This window comes from Cryobacterium sp. MP_3.1 (assembly GCF_035984795.1).
GTDB lineage: Bacteria > Actinomycetota > Actinomycetes > Actinomycetales > Microbacteriaceae > Cryobacterium > Cryobacterium zongtaii.
Genome location: NZ_JAXCHV010000003.1, coordinates 147,575 through 164,138, shown reverse-complemented (window position 1 = coordinate 164,138; position 16,564 = coordinate 147,575). Strand labels below are relative to the sequence as shown.

The window sequence follows — 16,564 nt, the reverse complement described above, 5'->3', positions numbered from 1 at the left end:
AGCCGGGGTGCGCCCGTCAAGGGCCGTGCGGCTACTCAGCGCTGCGGTGGATCAGCCGGGTGAGCACGATTGCGCTGCGGGTGTGGTCGACGTTGGGGGCCAGCCGAACTTTCTCCAGCGCCGCCTCGAGGCCGGGGATGTCGCGGGCCCGGATGTGCACGATGGCGTCGGCACTGCCGGTCACGGTCCCGGCATCCACGACCTCGGGCACGCCGGAGAGGATGCGCAACAACTCGTCGGGGGCGACGGTGCCCCGGCAGAAGAGCTCGACATAGGCCTCGGTGCTCATGCCGTCGATCGACGGGTCGACCTGGATGGTGAAGCCGCGGATGACCTTGTCGGCGACCAGTCGGTCAACACGCCGTTTCACCGCGGAGGCAGACAGGCCCACGATGGAACCGATGTCTCCGTAGCCCGCCCGGGCGTTCTGGCGGAGGAGGTCGAGGATGCCGCGATCGAGGTTGTCCATTCGACCAGTGTACGCGCCGAAGTTGCGTGTGTGCCGCTCGCAACGCGCATTACATGCGCCGATTCGCACGAAACGTTGATTCATGCTGTGTGAGACTAGAACCGGCGTCCCTGTGTCATCGGCCTCACCGTTGTACAGGGCTCACGAGAGCGACCTGGTCCGCCACCCACCCGCGTTCCGCCAACGCCCTGGCAGGCGGACCGCCAACAGAGGAGCTCCAGTGTCAATAGATGTCGCATCCGCTACCCCGAACGAGTCGGTCGCGCCAGCCGCGGTGACTCGTACGCCGGTCAAACGCACAATCCTGATGTGCAAACCGGAGTTCTTCACCGTGGTCTACCGGATCAACCCGTGGATGGACCCGGCCCTTCCGACCGACACGAGCCTGGCCGTCGCCCAGTGGCAGACGCTGTACGACACCTATATCTGCCTCGGCTTCGATGTCCACCTGATCGACCCCATCGACGGTCTGCCCGACATGGTCTACGCCGCCAACGGCGGTTTCGTCATCGACGGCATCGCCTACGGCGCCAAATTCACCTACCCGCAGCGCCAGCCCGAGGGCCCCGCCTACATGGACTGGTTCGGCGCCAACGACTTCGACGTGCGCGAGCCCGTCGAGATCAATGAGGGCGAGGGCGACTTCCTGCTCGTCGGCGACGTGATCCTGGCCGGCACCGGCTTCCGCAGCGCGTCGAACAGCCACGAAGAGGTCTCGGCCATCTACGATCGCCCGGTGATAACCCTCACCCTGGTGAACCCCAGCTTTTACCACCTCGACACCGCCATCGCCGTGCTTGACGCCTCCCCGACATCGGGGAACGGCGAGATCGCTTACCTGCCCAGCGCGTTCGACGAACCCAGCCTGGCCATCCTGCGCGAACGCTTCCCGGATGCCATTCTCGTCACCGAGGAAGACGCCGCGATCCTCGGCCTCAACTCCTACTCCGACGGTTACAACGTCGTGATCGCCGCCAAAGCGAAGGACTTCGAACGCCAATTGCGTGCACGCGGCTTCAACCCGATCGGCGTGGACCTGTCCGAGCTCTTGCTCGGCGGAGGAGGAGTCAAATGCTGCACTCTGGAGCTGCGCCGATGAGCGCCCTGACCGATGCGACCGGCCTCACCGCTCAGGTGGGCCTGACCGACCAGAGCGCGGCGATCGCGCTTGAGAACCAGCACGCCGCGCACAACTACCACCCGCTGGCCGTCGTGGTCGCGTCCGGCGACGGCGCCTGGGTCACCGATATCAACGGCAAGCGGTACCTCGACTGCCTCGCCGCATACTCCGCCGTCAACTTCGGTCACTCCAACCCGGTGCTGCTGGATGCCGCGCGCGCGCAGCTGGGCCGGATCACCCTCACCAGCCGCGCCTTCCACAACGATCAGCTCGGCCCGTTTGTGACCGCCCTGGCCAAGCTGGCCGGCAAGGACATGGTGCTGCCGATGAACACCGGCGCGGAGGCCGTGGAATCCGGTGTCAAGGTAGCCCGCGCCTGGGGCTATCGGGTGAAGGGCGTCGCGGCAGGGATGGCGAACATCATCGTCGCCGGCGGCAACTTCCACGGCCGCACCACGACCATCATCAGCTTTTCCGACGACGAATCGGCGCGCGCCGACTTCGGCCCGTTCACGCCGGGCTTCCGCACGGTGCCCTACGGGGATGCCGCCGCGCTGGAGGCGGCCATCGACGAGAACACCGTGGCGGTGCTGCTGGAGCCCATCCAGGGTGAGGCCGGCATCGTGGTACCGCCGGCGGAGTACCTGCCCGCCGTGCGGGAGATCACCTCCCGGCACAACGTGCTCTTCATCGCCGATGAGATCCAGTCCGGCCTCGGCCGCACCGGCGCCACCTTCGCGGTGGAGCAGGCCGGTGTGGTGCCCGACCTGTACCTGCTCGGCAAGGCCCTCGGCGGCGGCATCGTGCCCGTCTCCGCGGTCGTCGGCAACACCGACATCCTGGGCGTGCTGCGCCCGGGTGAGCACGGGTCCACCTTCGGGGGCAACCCGCTGGCCGCCGCCGTGGGGCTGGCGGTGGTGAACATGCTCGCCACCGGCGAGTATCAGCAGCGAGCCAGGGACCTCGGCGCCCACCTGCACGAGAGGCTGCTCGGCCTGGTCGGCCACGGTGTGCTCGAGGTGCGCGGTGCGGGTCTATGGGCAGGCATCGACATCGACCCGGCGCTGGCCTCAGGGCGCGCGGTCTGCGAGGCCCTGATGGAGCGCGGTGTGCTGGCGAAGGACACCCACGGCTCCACCATCCGGCTCGCCCCACCCCTGGTGGTGTCGGCCGAAGACCTGGACTGGGCGGTGGACCAGCTCACCGCGGTGCTCGAGGAGTTCGGCGCCTCCGTTCGTTAGGCCACCTAGCTCGGAGAGAATCCGGCTGGCCCGGTCGACGCCGGGTCAGCTCAGCGGGATTGGCGGCGCTTGCCGGGCGCGGCCTGGCCCTTGACGGCGGGCGCGCGACCGCGGCCCTTGGACGCCTTGGCCTTGCCGCCGCCGGATCCGCTGCTGTTGCCCGATCCCTGGGACGGGCCGCCGGCCGGCGGCATGTGAGCGATCAGCCCCTTCGCTTCGGCGAGCAGGGCGATGCCGGCCTCGGTGAGATACGGGTTGTCGGCGGCGGGCTCGAAGAGGGGAACGCCGAGCTCGGCTTCCAGGGCGGCGACCGATTTCATCAGCGTCGTGCGCGACACGTTGAGGTTCTTGGCGGCGCGCGCGATGTCCAGTTCCTCGGCGACGGCGACAAAACGCCGGAGCAGTGTGGTGTCCACGGGCATCCTCTCTGCCGCACGCGCGGGTCGCGTGCCTCAGTACAGGCTACGCGGTCGTGACGGCCTTCACTCTTCGGGTCAGACGAAGAGCAGCACGATCCCTAGAACCGCCGAGCCGAGGCCGAGGCTGGTCAGGATCAAGCCGGTCAGCCGCAGGGCCTTGCCGTCGTGGTCCGGCGAATGCGTGCGGCATCGTTCAGGGGCCCTGGCGTTGAACCACAGGGTCACGTCGTCGCCGGGCTCCAGGTGCACGGTCTCGTGGCTGTCGGCGCGGGCCTCGTGCACCTCGCCGGTGGTGTCGAACCAGCGGATCACCGGGCCGGACGTGGTGGCCGCCACGACGCCATCCGCCTCGACCCACCGGCCGCCGAAGCCGCGCACCGAGAGGCCGATGATGTAGAGCGGAACGCCCACCAGGAGCCCGACGATGGTGAAGATCTCGCTGAGCATCGAGACGATGTCGTGAAGGTCCACCCGTGCCGCCGTTTCCCGTCGTCTGCCTAGGGTGAAATGTTAGCGCGTGGCACGCCCCTGGGTCAGCGTGGAGCGGTCGCCTCGACGATCGCGATCTCGCGGGTGGCCGTCTCCCGGTCGCGGTCCTGCCGTGCCGCGTCGGCCTTCACCGTGACGACGCGGATGGCCGAGGTGAGCGGATGGCCGTCGCCGCGGTGCCGCACGTGCAGCCGCGCGGTGCGGGGTGAGGTGCGGGGGCGGATGCGGACCCGCAGGCGCTGGTACCTGATCATCCAGAACAGCACCGCCGCCGCCGCGAGCAGGCCGGAGACCGCGGCGACGCCGATGGCCCAGCGCGGGCCGTACTGGTCGGCGACCCAACCGACCAGTGGGGCGCCGAGCGGGGTGCCGCCGGCGAAGATGGCCATGTACAGTGCCATCACCCGGCCGCGCATGGCCGGCTCTGTGGTGGTCTGCACGTAGGCGTTCGCGGTGGTCATCAGGGTCAGCGAGGTGAGGCCCACGAAGGCGAGCGAAATCGCGAAGGTGATGTAGCTGGGCATCACGGCGGCGATGGCGCAGGTGAGGCCGAAGAAGAACGCGCCGCCCACCACCAGGCGCATCCGGGGTCGGCTGCGCCGGGCCGAGAGCAGGGCGCCGACCACGCTGCCCACCGCCATGATCGAGCTGAGCATGCCGAACTCGCTGGCGCCCATGCCGAACTCCACGGTGGCCATGGTGGAGGTGAAGATGGCGAAGTTGAAGCCGAACGTGCCCACCAGGAACACCGTGATCAGCACCGCGACAATGTCGGGCCGATCCCAGACATAGCGGAAGCCGGCCATGAGTTGGCCCCGTTCCCGCGGTGCGCGGGGCTGCTTGCGGAGCTGCTTGGTGCGCAGCAGCGTCATGGCGGCGACGGTGAAGGCGAAGGTGACGGCGTTGATCATGAAGACCCAGCCGGCGCCGACGGCGACGGTGAGGAGGCCGGCCGCGGCGGGGCCGATCAGACGGGCGCCGTTGAACGAGGCCGAGTTCAGCGCCACGGCGTTCGAGAGGTTGTCGTCCGGCACCAGCTCGGAGACGAACGTCTGCCGGGCGGGCGCATCGATGGCGGCAACGACACCGAGGCCGAGGGCAAAGAGGTAGACGTGCCAGAGCTCGACGACGCCGGTGATGGTGATCAGGCCGAGGCCCAGGGCGAGAGCGCCCATCAGGGCCTGGGTGAGCGTCAGCAGCTTGCGGCGGTCGAATCTGTCGGCGATGAGGCCCGACCACGGCATCAGCACCAGCTGCGGCCCGAATTGCAGGGCCATCACGATGCCCACTGCGGTGGCGTTGTAGTCGGTGAGCTGGGTCAGCACGATCCAGTCCTGGGCCGTGCGCTGCATCCAGGTGCCCACATTGGACACCAGGGCGCCGACGAACCAGATCCGGTAATTGACCACGCTCAGGGAGCGGAACATTGCACTCAACTGTTGGCGAGCTCCTTCATGATTTCGGTGGCGGACGCCAGGACCTGGCGTTGTTCGGGGGTGAGCCGCAGGATGCGCGTGGCTATCCAGTCGTCTCGGCGGCGGCGGGTCTCGCGTACCAGGGTCATCCCGGTGTCGGTGACGGTGAGCACCACCTTGCGGCCGTCCTCTGCGGAGCCGGCGCGGTTGACCAGACCGGCCTCGACGAGGGCGTTCACGGTGCGGTTCATCGAGGGCGGGGTGACCCGTTCCTCCTCGCTGAGCGCGCTCAGGGTCATCGGGCCGAGTCTGAACACCGCACCGAGGGCCGAGAACTGGCCGCTGGTGAGTTCGTTGTCGGCCTGCTCCTGGCGCACCCGGCGGGCGAGCCGGCCGTTGGCGAGTCTGAAGTCGTGGCTCAACTCGGCGACGGAGCGGCGTTTGGTATGGGCGTGCGCGGGTGCTGGCGCTGGCGCTGGCGCTGGCGCTGGCGCTGGCGCTGGCGCGTGGGCGGTTGCGGGTGCCGGGGGACTGGGCGCAATGGGACTCTCTGACATGATTACTTAGCCTAACAAATTAGCCATGCTAATGATTCCCAGTTCACGGAATCGCCACCGATTCGCCGCAACTGTTCCCGAAGCGGACAATTGCGCCCGGTGCGCCGGGCGCAAATGTCCGCACGGGCAACAGTTACGGCAGAATAAGCCCGTGCCCACCTTCATCGATGAACACGGCGTCCCGATCGTCTACTACGCCTGGCCGGTCGACAACCCGCGCGCGATCGTGCAGCTCGTGCACGGGGTCGGCGAACACTCCCTGCGCTACCGGGAGGTGGCCCGCGCGCTCAACGCGGCCGGCTACTCCGTCTACGCCGACGACCACCGCGGGCACGGCCAGACCGGGATGCTGCAGCACGGTGGCGACGCCGGCCAGCTCGGTCGGCTCGGTGTCGGCGGGCTGCGCGCGACCGTCGCCGCCGTGCACGCCTTCACCGGCGTGATCCGGCAGGCCACCCGCCACCAGACCGTTGCGCAGGGCGAGGGACCGGCTGCGCAGACGCAGACGCAGGCACAGCCGGTGCCTCTGGTGCTGCTCGGGCACAGTTGGGGATCCTTCATGGCGCAGATGATCCTCAACCGGTATCCCCAGGACTACCAGGCGGTCGTGCTCACCGGCACCGCCTACCGCTGGCCCGGCTACCTCAACAGCGGGGATCTCAACGCCAGGCACAAGCACCTCGGCTCGACCGGTGCCGAGTGGCTCAGCCGTGACCCGGCGGTCGCGGCGGCTTTTGTGGCCGACCCGCTCACCACGAGCGTGCCGCTCGCCAAGCTGTTCGGCCTGCGCGACGCCGCCCGCATCCTCGGCCGCCCCGCCCGGCGGCTGCCCGCGGACCTGCCCGTGCTCATCCAGGTCGGCGGCGACGACCCCGTGGGCGGGGAACGCAGCGCCCGCAAGCTTGTGGACGCCTTCCGGCGCCGGTCCGGCCTGCGGGATGTGCGCCTAGTCGTGTACCCTGGCGCCCGGCACGAGGTCTTCAACGAGATCAACCGCGACGAGGTGCTGGCGGACCTGGTCGCCTGGCTCGACGCACATCTCCCGGCCGCCGTCTCCGAGTCCGCTGCCGACGATTAGGCTGATCACATGCATGGTGAATACAAGGTTCCAGGCGGCAAACTCGTTGTGGTCGATCTGAATGTCGTCGACAATCTCATCACCGATTTTCGCCTGGCCGGTGATTTTTTCCTCGAGCCGGACGACGCGCTGGAGGACATCAACGCCGCGGTGAACGGCCTCGCCGCCGACAGTGACGCCGCCACCATCGCGGCCGCGGTGCGGGCCGCGTTGCCGCCCCAGGCCACCCTGCTCGGGTTTTCCCCGGAGTCGGTCGCCGTCGCCATCCGTCGTTCGCTCGCCCACGCCAGCGGTTGGCGGGACTACGAGTGGCAGATCATCCACACCAAGGCCGTGCCCCCGGTCATGCAGATGGCGCTCGACGAGGTGCTCGCGGTCGAGGTCGGCGAGGGCCGCCGCAGCCCCACCCTGCGCATCTGGGAGTGGAATGAACCGGCCGTCGTGATCGGCAGCTTCCAGTCGCTGAAGAACGAGGTCGACCCCGTCAACGCCGAAAAGCACGGCTTCACGGTGGTGCGCCGGGTCTCCGGCGGCGGCGCCATGTTCATGGAGGCCGGTTCGGTGATCACGTATTCGATCTACGCTCCCACCGAGCTGGTGCACGGCATGAGCTTCGCCGACTCCTACGCCTTCCTCGACGAGTGGGTCATCACGGCGCTCAAGTCCCTGGGCATCGACGCGCACTACCAGCCGCTCAACGACATCACGAGCCCGACCGGAAAGATCGGCGGTGCCGCCCAGAAGCGCCTCGGCAGCGGCGCCGTGCTGCACCACGTCACCATGAGCTACGACATGGACGGCGAGAAGATGGTGCAGGTGCTGCGCATCGGCCGGGAGAAGCTCAGCGACAAGGGCATCACCAGCGCCGCCAAGCGGGTGGATCCGCTCCGCAGCCAGACCGGCCTCAGCCGCGCCGAGATCATCGACCGCATGAAGCAGACGTTCACGAGTCTGTACGGGGCGAAGCCCGGCGACATCACCGACGAGGAATACGCCAAGGCGGCCGACCTGGTGGAGAGCAAGTTCAGCACCGACGCCTGGATCGGCCGCGTGCCCTAACCAGGACGGCCCTGGCCAGCACAGCGCGTGGCGAGCACAGGATCAGGTGCCGCGGATGAGCAGGTCCTGGTATTCGGCGTGCTGGTCGATCCAGTCCGCGACGAACGGGCAGGCCGCCACCACGGTGAGGTCGGTGCGGGTGCGCACGTCGTCGAGCGCCTGCTCGATGAGGATGCCCGCGAGCCCGTGCGCGCGCTTGGCCGGGTCGACCTCGGTGTGGGTGAAGGTCAGTGCCTGGCCAGTCAACCTGTAGTCGGCCAGACCCACCGGCTCGCCGTCCTGCCACAGCGTGTAGCGCGAGAGGTCCGGTTCGTGCTTGACGTGCGCGGTGCTGTCGGTACGCGTCATCTCTTCACTTGTCATCGGATCAGCGTAAGCCGACTGACAGAATGAGGGAATGCCAAACGCGTGGACTCAGTCCTCTCCCAGCAGGGTCATCGAGGCAGACAACCTGGTTGTGCTGCCGACGCTGCCCGACGGCGCGTTCACCCTCATCTATCTCGACCCGCCGTTCAACACCGGCCGCAGCCAGAAACGGCAGTCGACCACCTCGGTGCGGACCACCCTGGCCAGCGGTGCCCACGCCACCGGAACCATCACCGGGTTCAAGGGCCAGCGCTACGAGCGCATCAAGGGCGATCTACTCGGCTACGACGACCAGTTCGAGGACTACTGGGCGTTCCTGGAGCCCAGATTGATCGAGGCCTGGCGCCTGCTGGCCGATGACGGCACCCTCTACCTGCACCTGGACTACCGCGAGGCGCACTACGCCAAGGTGCTCCTCGACGCTCTCTTCGGCCGGGACTGCTTCCTCAACGAGCTGATCTGGGCCTACGACTACGGCGCCAAATCGAAGAACCGCTGGCCTACCAAGCACGACACGATCCTGGTCTATGTGAAGAACCCCAAGGGCTACTACTTCGACTCCAGCACCGTGGATCGGGAGCCCTACATGGCGCCGGGCCTGGTCACCCCCGAGAAGGTTGCCAAGGGCAAACTGCCCACGGATGTCTGGTGGCACACCATCGTCTCGCCCACGGGCAAGGAGAAAACTGGCTACCCCACCCAGAAGCCGGTCGGCATCCTGCGGCGAATGATCCAAGCCTCCAGCCGGGAGGGCGACTGGGTGCTGGACTTCTTCGCCGGCAGCGGCACGACGGGTGCCGTCGCGGCTGCCCTGGGGCGCAAGTTCCTGCTCATCGACCAGAACCCGGAGTCGCTCGCGGTGATGCACGAGAGGCTTGGCGCACTGCCCGGCGTGGATTTCGTCGACGCGGAGCTGGCGACAAGACTGGGAGCATGAGACTCCGCATTTTCACCGAGCCCCAGCAGGGCGCCAGCTACGACGACCTCCTCGCGGTCGCGCAGGCCACCGAGACTCTCGGCTTCGACGCCTTCTTCCGGTCAGACCATTACCTCGCCATGGGCGATCACGTCTCCGGGCTGCCCGGGCCGACGGATGCCTGGACCACCCTGGCCGGGCTGGCGCGCGAGACGCAGCGCATCCGCCTCGGCACCCTGGTGTCCTCGGTCACCTACCGTCCGCCGGGGGTCCTGGCGATCCAGGTCGCCCAGGTCGACCAGATGTCGGGCGGCCGCGTGGAACTGGGCCTGGGTACCGGCTGGTTCGAACAGGAACACCTGGCCTACGGCATCCCCTTCCCGGCCAAGCGGTTCGGCATGCTCGAGGAGCAGCTCGAAGTGATCACCGGCCTGTGGGAAACGCCCATCGGCGAGACTTACAGTTTCGCCGGCGAGCACTACACCCTCGTCGACTCTCCCGCCCTGCCCAAGCCCACGCAGGCCCGTGTGCCCGTGATCGTGGGCGGTGGCGGAGCCAAGCGCACCCCGGCGATGGCCGCGCGGTTCGCCACCGAATTCAACCTGCCCTTCCCTGACTTCGCCGACATCCCCGGCAAGTTCGCCGGGGTGCGCTCAGCCTGCGAGGCCATCGGCCGCAACCCGCAGGAACTGGTCTACTCGACGGCACTGATCGCGGTGGCCGGCGCCGACGAGGCCGAGTTCGCCCGCCGCGCTGCCGCCGTGGGCCGGGAGCCCGCCGAACTCCGCGAGCACGGGATCGCCGGGACCACCGGGGAGGTCGTCGACAGGCTGGGAGCCCTCGCTGCCGACGGCGTGGAGTGCGTCTACCTGCAGATCATGGACCTGGCCGACCTCGAGCATCTTGATTTTCTGGCCAGAGAGGTTATGCCGCAGCTCGACTGAACGGATGACCTGGGCGACTCAGGCCGAGTCGCGAAACACCAAGCGCGTCGGCATGAAGTTATGGTGCGGCACGGTCTCGTCGCCGGCGAGCAGCCGCAAGAGCAGGTCCGCCATCGCGAAGCCCATCTCCATCGATGGCTGGCTTACCGTGGTCAGCGAGATCGGACCGGAGGTTGCGGCTGGGCTGTCGTCGAACGAGACCACGGCGATATCACCGGGCACCGAGCGGCCCTGTTCGGCCAAGACCCCCATCGTGCCCACAGCCATGAGGTCGCTGGCGACGAACAAAGCATCCACGTGCGGGCTGTGTTCAAGCAGACGGCGAGTTGCCGCGGCGGCGCCCGCGGCCGTGAAGTCGGCGTGCTCCACGGCATCTGACTCGAGCCCGGCGGCCGCGAGTGCGTGCCGGAAGCCATTGAGTCGGTCGATGCCGGCGGGCATGTCGACCGGTCCGGTGATGGTGCCGATCCGGTGCCGGCCGAGGTTGATGAGATGCTGCACGCCGCTGATGGCGCCGGCCACGTTGTCGACGTCCACGAAGTAATTGTCCGGGCCGGAGTGGTTCGTGGGTCGGCCACCGAAGACCACGGGCATGGTGGTCTCCAGGTTCGCCACGAAATCATCTCCGGTGTGGTGCGAGATGACGATGGCGCCATCGACGTTACCCGAGCGCAGATAGCGCATGGTCTTGTGCCGGGGGTCGCTCGACGCGACGAGGAGGTTGAGCGTGTAGTCACTCTCGTCCAGGCGCTTAGTGATGCCCTGCACGACAGCGGCGAAGTACGGGTCGCCGAAGAACTTGGTCATGTCTTCCGGCACGACCAGGGCGACCGACTGGGTGTGGTGGCTGGCCAGTGACCTGGCGGCGCGGTTGGGTACATAGTTGAGCTGTTCGATCGCGGCGTTGACGGAATCGACGACCTCCTGCCTAACCTTGGGGGAGCCGTTGACAACCCGGCTGACCGTTGCTCTGGAGACTCCGGCCGCCGCGGCGACCATCTCGAGGGTCGGCTGGGGCGGACGCGCACTCCGGATTCCCATTGTCATGGGGTCAGTCTATTTGCGCTCGGGCCATTGGTCCCGCGTGAATCCGGTGCGCCCGTGCCCGGGCCGCCCTTCAGTGCCCCCGTTCGAGGTCCCGACGCGCCGTCAAATCACCGGTACGTCGCGGTCGTATTGACAAGCCTGCTTCTCCTGCTCTATGGTGACGGTGATTGATGAGAGCGCTCTCACGTTCAAATGAGAGCGCTCTCATTCCCGCACGTATGTCTTGCAATCGCACAAGCACACGCACACAAAGGAGTGAAAGTGAAGTTCTCACAACGCACCAAGGTTGGCGCCGCAGTAGCCTGCGCCGCATCCTTCGCCCTCATCGCCACAGGCTGTTCGTCGGCGGGCACCGACGGCGCCTCCGGCGGTGACATCGAGCTGACCGTCACCACGTTCGGCAGCATGGGTATGGCTGACCTGTACGCCGAGTATGAGGCAGCCAACCCCGGCATCACCATCAAGGCGAACAACATCGACACGGGTGGCAACGCTCGCACGGATGCCTTCACCAAAATTGCCGCCGGCAGCGGCCTCTCGGACGTTGTCGCCGTCGAGGAAGGCTGGCTGGGTTCGATCATGGCCGTCTCCGACCAGTTCGTCGACCTGTCGGAATACGGTGCCGACGACATCAAGGACCGCTGGGTTCCGTGGAAGCTCGAACAGGGCACCGACGCTGAAGGCCGCATCATCGGTTACGGCACCGACATCGGCCCGGAGGGACTCTGCTACAACAGCGCAGCCTTCGAAGCCGCCGGGCTGCCCACCGACCGTGCCGAAGTAGCCACGCTTCTCGGCGGCGACGACGCAAGCTGGGAAAGCTACTTCGCCCTGGGCAAGAAGTACCAGGAGGCCACCGGCAAGGCGTGGTTCGACCAGTCCGGCTTCATCTGGAACTCCATGGTGAACCAGATGGACGAGGGCTACTACACCGCCGACGGCGAGCTCAACGTTGTTGACAACGCCGAGCTGAAGGCGGCCTGGACGCAGCTGGCCGACGCCAACGCGGCCGGCCTTTCCGGCAAGCAGGCTCAGTGGGACTGGAACAAGGGCTCGTCGTTCACCGACGGAACCTTCGCGACCTTCATGTGCCCGGGCTGGATGCTCGGAGTCGTTCAGGGCCAGGTCGAGACCGCCGGCGGCGACGCCACCGGCGCGACGGCCGGCTGGGACTTCGCCGACGTGTTCCCCGGCGGAGCGACCAACTGGGGCGGAACCTTCCTGACCGTCCCGACGCAGTCCAAGCACCCGCAGGAAGCCGCGGACCTGGCTGCCTGGTTGACCGAGGCCGACCAGCAGGTCGCCGAGTTCAAGGCCGAGGGCCCGTTCCCCAGCGTCACCGCTGCACAGACGGACCCCGCGCTGTCTGAGGCAACCGGAGTCTCCGCGTTCTTCAACGACGCGCCGATCGCTGAAATCCTCACCAAGCGTGCCGACGGCGTGAAGGCCCAGTTCAAGGGTCCCGATGACTCCACGATCCAGGAGCAGGTCTTCGGCCCGTCCGCGATCGCGCTCGACCAGGGTGTCGCGGGTGACAAGGCATGGGACGACGCCATGACCCTGTTCGACCAGCTCATCGTCAACAAGTAGTAGCAGCACCAATCCGCTCTTGCCGGGCTTCCGGCGCCGCGACGCGGCACCGGAAGCCCGGCTCGAAGGCAGAAAGTCACCATGACACGCACACTTGAACCAGAGACCAGCGCTCCCGCGCCTCTCAAGCGTCCCGGCCGCGCGAGCGCCCTCACCTACAAGCACCGGCTGAGCCGCCTGGATGTGAAAGTCTCGCCCTACCTGTACGTCGCACCGTTCTTCGTGCTGTTCGGCCTGGTGGGCCTGTTCCCTCTCGTCTACACCTTTGTGGTGTCCCTGAACAACTGGAATCTGCTGAGCGGACCGGGGGAGTGGGTCGGCTTCGACAACTACGCCGCAGAGCTCAGTGACCCCTTGTTCTGGAATTCACTGTTCAACACCATGAGTATCTTCCTGCTCTCGAGCATTCCGCAGCTCGTGGTGGCCACGGCCATCGCCGCGATCCTCGACCAGAACCTGCGCGCCAAGACCTTCTGGCGCATGAGTATCCTCATCCCTTACGTCGTGACCCCTGTCGCGGTCGCCCTCATCTTCTCCAGCATGTTCAGCGAGCAGAGCGGTCTGGTGAACCACCTGCTCAGCTTCGTCGGCGTGGACCCGATCCTTTGGAAAACCGATGTGTTGCCCAGCCACCTGGCCATCGCCGGCATGGTGAACTGGCGCTGGACCGGCTACAACGCCCTGATCCTGCTCGCCGCCATGCAGTCGGTGCCGCGGGACATCCACGAGTCCGCCGCCCTGGACGGCGCCGGGTTTGTCCGCCGCTTCTTCTCCATCACCCTGCCGAGCATCCGCCCCACCATGATCTTCGTCATCATCACGGCGACCATCGGTGGGCTGCAGATCTTCACCGAGCCGCGCCTGTACGACGCGACCAGCTCCACGGCCGGTGGTGCGCACCGACAGTTCCAGACCACGGTGCTCTACCTGTGGGAGATGGCCTTCCAGCGCCAGAACTTCGGCAAGGCCTCGGCGATCGCCCTGATCCTGTTCGTCATCATCGTGGCGTTCGGAGTGCTCAACTACCTGATCTCGCAACGGATCGCCACGGCAGACAGCCGGTCCGACGCCAAGAACAACAAACGCGCGGTTCGCCGCACGCTCCGAAACGGCGCGAAGGAGCCCCGAGCATGACCGACACCATCGCCCGCCCAGAAACCACCCCGGAGGTACCGGGCCAGACGGTCACCGTCAAGCGGGGCAAGACCAAGCACAAGGGCCTCGGCATCGACCGCCGTCCAGGCTTCCTTACCTACGGCATCCTGATCGCGCTCTTCGCCGGCGGAACCTACCCGCTCTGGTGGTCGGTTGTCGTCGGTGCGAGCCCGTCGTCCGTGCTGTCCCAGGACTGGCCGCCACTTCTTCCTGGCGGGCAGTTCTGGACCAACGTCGCCGCGGTCTTCGACACCATTCCGTTTTGGCAGGCCCTGCTCAACAGCGTGATCGTGTCGACGATCATCACCGTGTCCGTCGTGTCGTTCTCGACTCTCGCCGGGTACGCGTTCGCCAAGCTCAAGTTCCGTGGCAGCAACGGGCTGATGGTCTTCGTCGTCGCGACGATGGCGATCCCCACCCAGCTGGGCATCATTCCCCTGTTCATCCTGATGCGCGAGTTCGGCTGGACCGGCTCCATCGGTGCGATCATCGTCCCGACCCTGGTGACGGCCTTCGGCGTGTTCTTCATGCGCCAGTACCTCGTCGACGTGATTCCGGACGAGCTCATTGAGGCGGCCCGCGTCGACGGCGCGAACATGATCACCACGTTCTGGAACGTCGCGGTTCCCGCCGCCCGTCCGGCGATGGCGATCCTGTCGCTCTTCACCTTCATGATGGCGTGGACGGACTTTCTCTGGCCGATGATCGTTTCGCCGCAGAACCCGACACTGCAGGTGGCTCTCAGCCAGCTGCAGTCCGCACGGTACATCGACTACTCGGTCGTACTCGCAGGTGCCGTGCTGGCAACACTGCCGCTGCTCGTGCTCTTCGTGCTTGCGGGCAAGCAGCTTATCTCCGGCATCATGGCGGGCGCCGTCAAGGGCTGATCCAGCCGCCTCACGTCGCTCCCCTGAATCGGTCAGGGGAGCGACGTGTGTAGTGCCTCAGGCGAAGACGGCCACGGCCTTCGCCACCGGCGTCGGGCCGGAAATGAGGTGCAGCACCGTGTGGCTGCCTGCTCCGGTGCGGAGCAGCTCGGCCAGTACCGCTGCCACATCGGCCCGGGGCACGCTGCCCTGGGTCTCCGGCTGCACGGTTCCGCTCTCGTCAGGTCCCGTGCGCTCAAGCCGAACCGAGCCGATGGGGTCGTGATCAGTCAGGGTGCCCGGCCGCACGATGGTCCAGTCGAGGTCTCTGCCCGCGAGGTCTTCCTCTGCGCCGAGCTTGGCCTGGAGGTAGGCGACGAAGTCGGCGGGGACGCTGTCGGGGGTGGCTCCGTCACGCACCAGATCCGCTCCGGTGGAGGAGATCTGAACGAACCGGCGCACCCCGGCGGATTCGGCGGCATCCGCCAACAACACCGAAGCCCCCAGATCGACCGAGTTCTTACGTGCGTCGCCGCTGACCGCACCCGCGCCGGCCGCGAATACCGCGGCGTCAGCGTCGGCCATGACCTCGGCGACGGCGTCGACGGAGCTGTTCTCGAGATCGAGGACAACCGGTTGGGCTCCATCGAGGAGGAGGTCTTCCTTCTGCTCAGCGTTCCTGATCAGCCCGATCACAGTGTGTCCGTCGAGGGTCAACTCCCGGGTGAGGGACCGTGCAATTTTTCCGTGTGCTCCTGCTATAACAATTCGCATACGGGGTGAAACAGACTACGGGGCGCTGGAATTCCCCGGCGGCGATGATACCGATGCCGGGGAGTGGCGTCGGCGCAGGATATGCTCGGCAGCGTGTCAGTTCAATCGCGCCGGGGGGCGTCGCCGCGCGTACGCCGTCGACGCGCACTCGTCGCGGCCGCCGCCGCACTGCTGCTGGTCGCCGGAGGTGGAGCCGTCATCCTGGGCCAGCACACCGGCCGAGCCGCATCAAGCGAGACCACGCCGACCGCATCCGCATCGCCCGGCCCGTCGGCCAGTACGCCGACCGAACCACCTCGCCCCTCTCCCTCCGCCTCACCCGACCCGGCGCCGGCCCCCACCTTCGACCGCGCGGCCCGGTCGATCGACGACCCGAACAGCATCTGGGTGGTCGTCGACAAGCTCCGTCCGCTCAACCCCACCGACTACACCCCCGACGACCTCGTCGATGTGCCGATCCCGTTCGCGAACCCCCCGCAGTTGCGGCAGGAGGCCTCCGACGCCGTCGTGGCCCTGTTCTCCGCCTTCACGGCCGAAACCGGCCTGGCCTTGCAATCGCAGAGCGCGTACCGCAGCTTCGAAGCGCAGACCCGGGTCTACAACAACGATCTCGCGAACCTCGGTCAGGCCGGTGCCGACCTGAGCACCGCGCGACCGGGTACGAGTGAACACCAGACCGGTCTCACGATCGACATCAGCGCCCAACCCGGACAGTGCTCCCTCAACGCCTGCTTCGCCGACACCCCACACGGCCAGTGGCTCGCCGCACACGCCTGGCGTTTCGGCTTCCTGCTGCGCTACCCCGCCGACAAGACCCCGGTGACCGGCTACGAGTTCGAGCCCTGGCACTTCCGGTACATCGGGATCGACCTGGCCACGGAAATGCACGACCAGGGCGTCACCACGCTCGAAGAGTTCTTCGGCCTACCGGCCGCACCGTCCTACGGCTGAAGCCCTGGGCTGAATTCACTCCCACGCGACCCCCACAGTCTCGGCGGATCGAGAAGACCCTGCCGGTGATGGGGTCTACTATGCCCTGGCACGCTCACGACCCCGCCC

General features: G+C 67.3%; 18 protein-coding genes. 10 read left to right on the top strand and 8 right to left on the bottom strand.

All coding sequences use genetic code 11. From position 1 onward, the window contains the following. Window positions 1-31: 31 nt before the first annotated feature. Complete coding sequence (locus RCH12_RS03930; RefSeq protein ID WP_088454895.1) at window positions 32-469, bottom strand: Lrp/AsnC family transcriptional regulator; 438 nt, start codon at window positions 467-469, stop codon at window positions 32-34. 307 nt (window positions 470-776) lie between these two features. Here RCH12_RS03930 and ddaH point away from each other — a divergent pair, with 307 nt between their 5' ends. Beyond that, window positions 777-1,568, top strand: a complete 792-nt coding sequence (gene ddaH / locus RCH12_RS03925; protein WP_327016099.1) for a dimethylargininase — start codon at window positions 777-779, stop codon at window positions 1,566-1,568. Further along, window positions 1,565-2,830 (top strand): ornithine--oxo-acid transaminase, encoded by a 1,266-nt coding sequence (gene rocD / locus RCH12_RS03920; protein ID WP_165787866.1) that lies wholly within the window; start codon window positions 1,565-1,567, stop codon window positions 2,828-2,830. Before ddaH ends, rocD begins: the two co-directional genes overlap by 4 nt. A 50-nt stretch (window positions 2,831-2,880) precedes the next feature. Here rocD and RCH12_RS03915 read toward each other — a convergent pair whose 3' ends face one another. The 4 genes from RCH12_RS03915 to RCH12_RS03900 all read right to left on the bottom strand — a co-directional run bounded on the left by RCH12_RS03915 (window position 2,881) and on the right by RCH12_RS03900 (window position 5,575). After that, complete coding sequence (locus tag RCH12_RS03915) at window positions 2,881-3,252, bottom strand: helix-turn-helix domain-containing protein (RefSeq protein WP_243399055.1); 372 nt, start codon at window positions 3,250-3,252, stop codon at window positions 2,881-2,883. A 72-nt stretch (window positions 3,253-3,324) separates the two neighbouring features. Further along, complete coding sequence (locus RCH12_RS03910; RefSeq protein WP_240632329.1) at window positions 3,325-3,720, bottom strand: sortase; 396 nt, start codon at window positions 3,718-3,720, stop codon at window positions 3,325-3,327. Between the two features lie 62 nt (window positions 3,721-3,782). Next, window positions 3,783-5,174 (bottom strand): MFS transporter, encoded by a 1,392-nt coding sequence (locus RCH12_RS03905; protein ID WP_442784553.1) that lies wholly within the window; start codon window positions 5,172-5,174, stop codon window positions 3,783-3,785. Beyond that, window positions 5,171-5,575, bottom strand: a complete 405-nt coding sequence (locus RCH12_RS03900; protein ID WP_327016086.1) for a MarR family winged helix-turn-helix transcriptional regulator — start codon at window positions 5,573-5,575, stop codon at window positions 5,171-5,173. The genes RCH12_RS03905 and RCH12_RS03900 overlap by 4 nt, the downstream gene beginning before the upstream one ends. Window positions 5,576-5,861: 286 nt before the next feature. On the opposite strand from RCH12_RS03900, the gene RCH12_RS03895 reads away from it, so the two are divergent. Next, window positions 5,862-6,788 carry an alpha/beta fold hydrolase gene (locus tag RCH12_RS03895; protein ID WP_327016085.1) on the top strand — a complete coding sequence of 309 codons (927 nt, stop codon included), beginning with the start codon at window positions 5,862-5,864 and terminating at the stop codon, window positions 6,786-6,788. Between the two features lie 9 nt (window positions 6,789-6,797). Further along, window positions 6,798-7,847, top strand: coding sequence for a lipoate--protein ligase family protein (locus tag RCH12_RS03890; RefSeq protein WP_088454901.1), 1,050 nt, complete (start codon window positions 6,798-6,800; stop codon window positions 7,845-7,847). A gap of 42 nt (window positions 7,848-7,889) precedes the next feature. On the opposite strand, the gene RCH12_RS03885 is transcribed toward RCH12_RS03890, so the two are convergent. Further along, complete coding sequence (locus RCH12_RS03885) at window positions 7,890-8,210, bottom strand: GNAT family N-acetyltransferase (RefSeq protein WP_243399053.1); 321 nt, start codon at window positions 8,208-8,210, stop codon at window positions 7,890-7,892. Between the two features lie 34 nt (window positions 8,211-8,244). On the opposite strand from RCH12_RS03885, the gene RCH12_RS03880 reads away from it, so the two are divergent. Beyond that, window positions 8,245-9,150 (top strand): DNA-methyltransferase, encoded by a 906-nt coding sequence (locus tag RCH12_RS03880; RefSeq protein ID WP_103430258.1) that lies wholly within the window; start codon window positions 8,245-8,247, stop codon window positions 9,148-9,150. Beyond that, window positions 9,147-10,073 (top strand): LLM class F420-dependent oxidoreductase, encoded by a 927-nt coding sequence (locus RCH12_RS03875; protein ID WP_103430257.1) that lies wholly within the window; start codon window positions 9,147-9,149, stop codon window positions 10,071-10,073. The genes RCH12_RS03880 and RCH12_RS03875 overlap by 4 nt, the downstream gene beginning before the upstream one ends. An 18-nt stretch (window positions 10,074-10,091) precedes the next feature. Here the strand turns inward: RCH12_RS03875 and RCH12_RS03870 are convergent, their stop codons facing one another. Further along, the gene (locus RCH12_RS03870; protein ID WP_103430256.1) at window positions 10,092-11,120 is read right to left on the bottom strand and encodes a LacI family DNA-binding transcriptional regulator; all 1,029 of its coding nucleotides are present in this window, start codon (window positions 11,118-11,120) and stop codon (window positions 10,092-10,094) included. Between the two features lie 261 nt (window positions 11,121-11,381). Between RCH12_RS03870 and RCH12_RS03865 the strand changes: the two genes are divergently transcribed. From RCH12_RS03865 to RCH12_RS03855, 3 genes are all read left to right on the top strand, one after another. Then, window positions 11,382-12,710, top strand: a complete 1,329-nt coding sequence (locus RCH12_RS03865) for an ABC transporter substrate-binding protein (protein ID WP_088454906.1) — start codon at window positions 11,382-11,384, stop codon at window positions 12,708-12,710. Window positions 12,711-12,791: 81 nt separating this feature from the next. Continuing rightward, window positions 12,792-13,844 carry a carbohydrate ABC transporter permease gene (locus tag RCH12_RS03860; protein ID WP_103430255.1) on the top strand — a complete coding sequence of 351 codons (1,053 nt, stop codon included), beginning with the start codon at window positions 12,792-12,794 and terminating at the stop codon, window positions 13,842-13,844. Beyond that, window positions 13,841-14,752, top strand: a complete 912-nt coding sequence (locus RCH12_RS03855; RefSeq protein WP_088454907.1) for a carbohydrate ABC transporter permease — start codon at window positions 13,841-13,843, stop codon at window positions 14,750-14,752. The genes RCH12_RS03860 and RCH12_RS03855 overlap by 4 nt, the downstream gene beginning before the upstream one ends. Before the next feature lie 57 nt (window positions 14,753-14,809). Here the strand turns inward: RCH12_RS03855 and RCH12_RS03850 are convergent, their stop codons facing one another. After that, window positions 14,810-15,505, bottom strand: a complete 696-nt coding sequence (locus tag RCH12_RS03850) for an SDR family oxidoreductase (protein ID WP_327016084.1) — start codon at window positions 15,503-15,505, stop codon at window positions 14,810-14,812. Window positions 15,506-15,598: 93 nt separating this feature from the next. Between RCH12_RS03850 and RCH12_RS03845 the strand changes: the two genes are divergently transcribed. Then, on the top strand, window positions 15,599-16,456 hold the full coding sequence (locus tag RCH12_RS03845) for a M15 family metallopeptidase (RefSeq protein ID WP_327016083.1): 858 nt from the start codon (window positions 15,599-15,601) through the stop codon (window positions 16,454-16,456). Window positions 16,457-16,564 lie beyond the last annotated feature (108 nt).

Excerpts from the sequence above, each read along its gene's own strand:
- RCH12_RS03930 (WP_088454895.1), bottom strand. The coding sequence starts at position 469 with ATGGACAACCTCGATCGCGGCATCCTCGACCTCCTCCGCCAGAACGCC.
- ddaH (WP_327016099.1), top strand. The coding sequence starts at position 777 with ATGTGCAAACCGGAGTTCTTCACCGTGGTCTACCGGATCAACCCGTGG.
- rocD (WP_165787866.1), top strand. The coding sequence starts at position 1,565 with ATGAGCGCCCTGACCGATGCGACCGGCCTCACCGCTCAGGTGGGCCTG.
- RCH12_RS03915 (WP_243399055.1), bottom strand. The coding sequence starts at position 3,252 with ATGCCCGTGGACACCACACTGCTCCGGCGTTTTGTCGCCGTCGCCGAG.
- RCH12_RS03890 (WP_088454901.1), top strand. The coding sequence starts at position 6,798 with ATGCATGGTGAATACAAGGTTCCAGGCGGCAAACTCGTTGTGGTCGAT.
- RCH12_RS03885 (WP_243399053.1), bottom strand. The coding sequence starts at position 8,210 with ATGACAAGTGAAGAGATGACGCGTACCGACAGCACCGCGCACGTCAAG.
- RCH12_RS03880 (WP_103430258.1), top strand. The coding sequence starts at position 8,245 with ATGCCAAACGCGTGGACTCAGTCCTCTCCCAGCAGGGTCATCGAGGCA.
- RCH12_RS03875 (WP_103430257.1), top strand. The coding sequence starts at position 9,147 with ATGAGACTCCGCATTTTCACCGAGCCCCAGCAGGGCGCCAGCTACGAC.
- RCH12_RS03870 (WP_103430256.1), bottom strand. The coding sequence starts at position 11,120 with ATGACAATGGGAATCCGGAGTGCGCGTCCGCCCCAGCCGACCCTCGAG.
- RCH12_RS03860 (WP_103430255.1), top strand. The coding sequence starts at position 12,792 with ATGACACGCACACTTGAACCAGAGACCAGCGCTCCCGCGCCTCTCAAG.
- RCH12_RS03855 (WP_088454907.1), top strand. The coding sequence starts at position 13,841 with ATGACCGACACCATCGCCCGCCCAGAAACCACCCCGGAGGTACCGGGC.
- RCH12_RS03850 (WP_327016084.1), bottom strand. The coding sequence starts at position 15,505 with ATGCGAATTGTTATAGCAGGAGCACACGGAAAAATTGCACGGTCCCTC.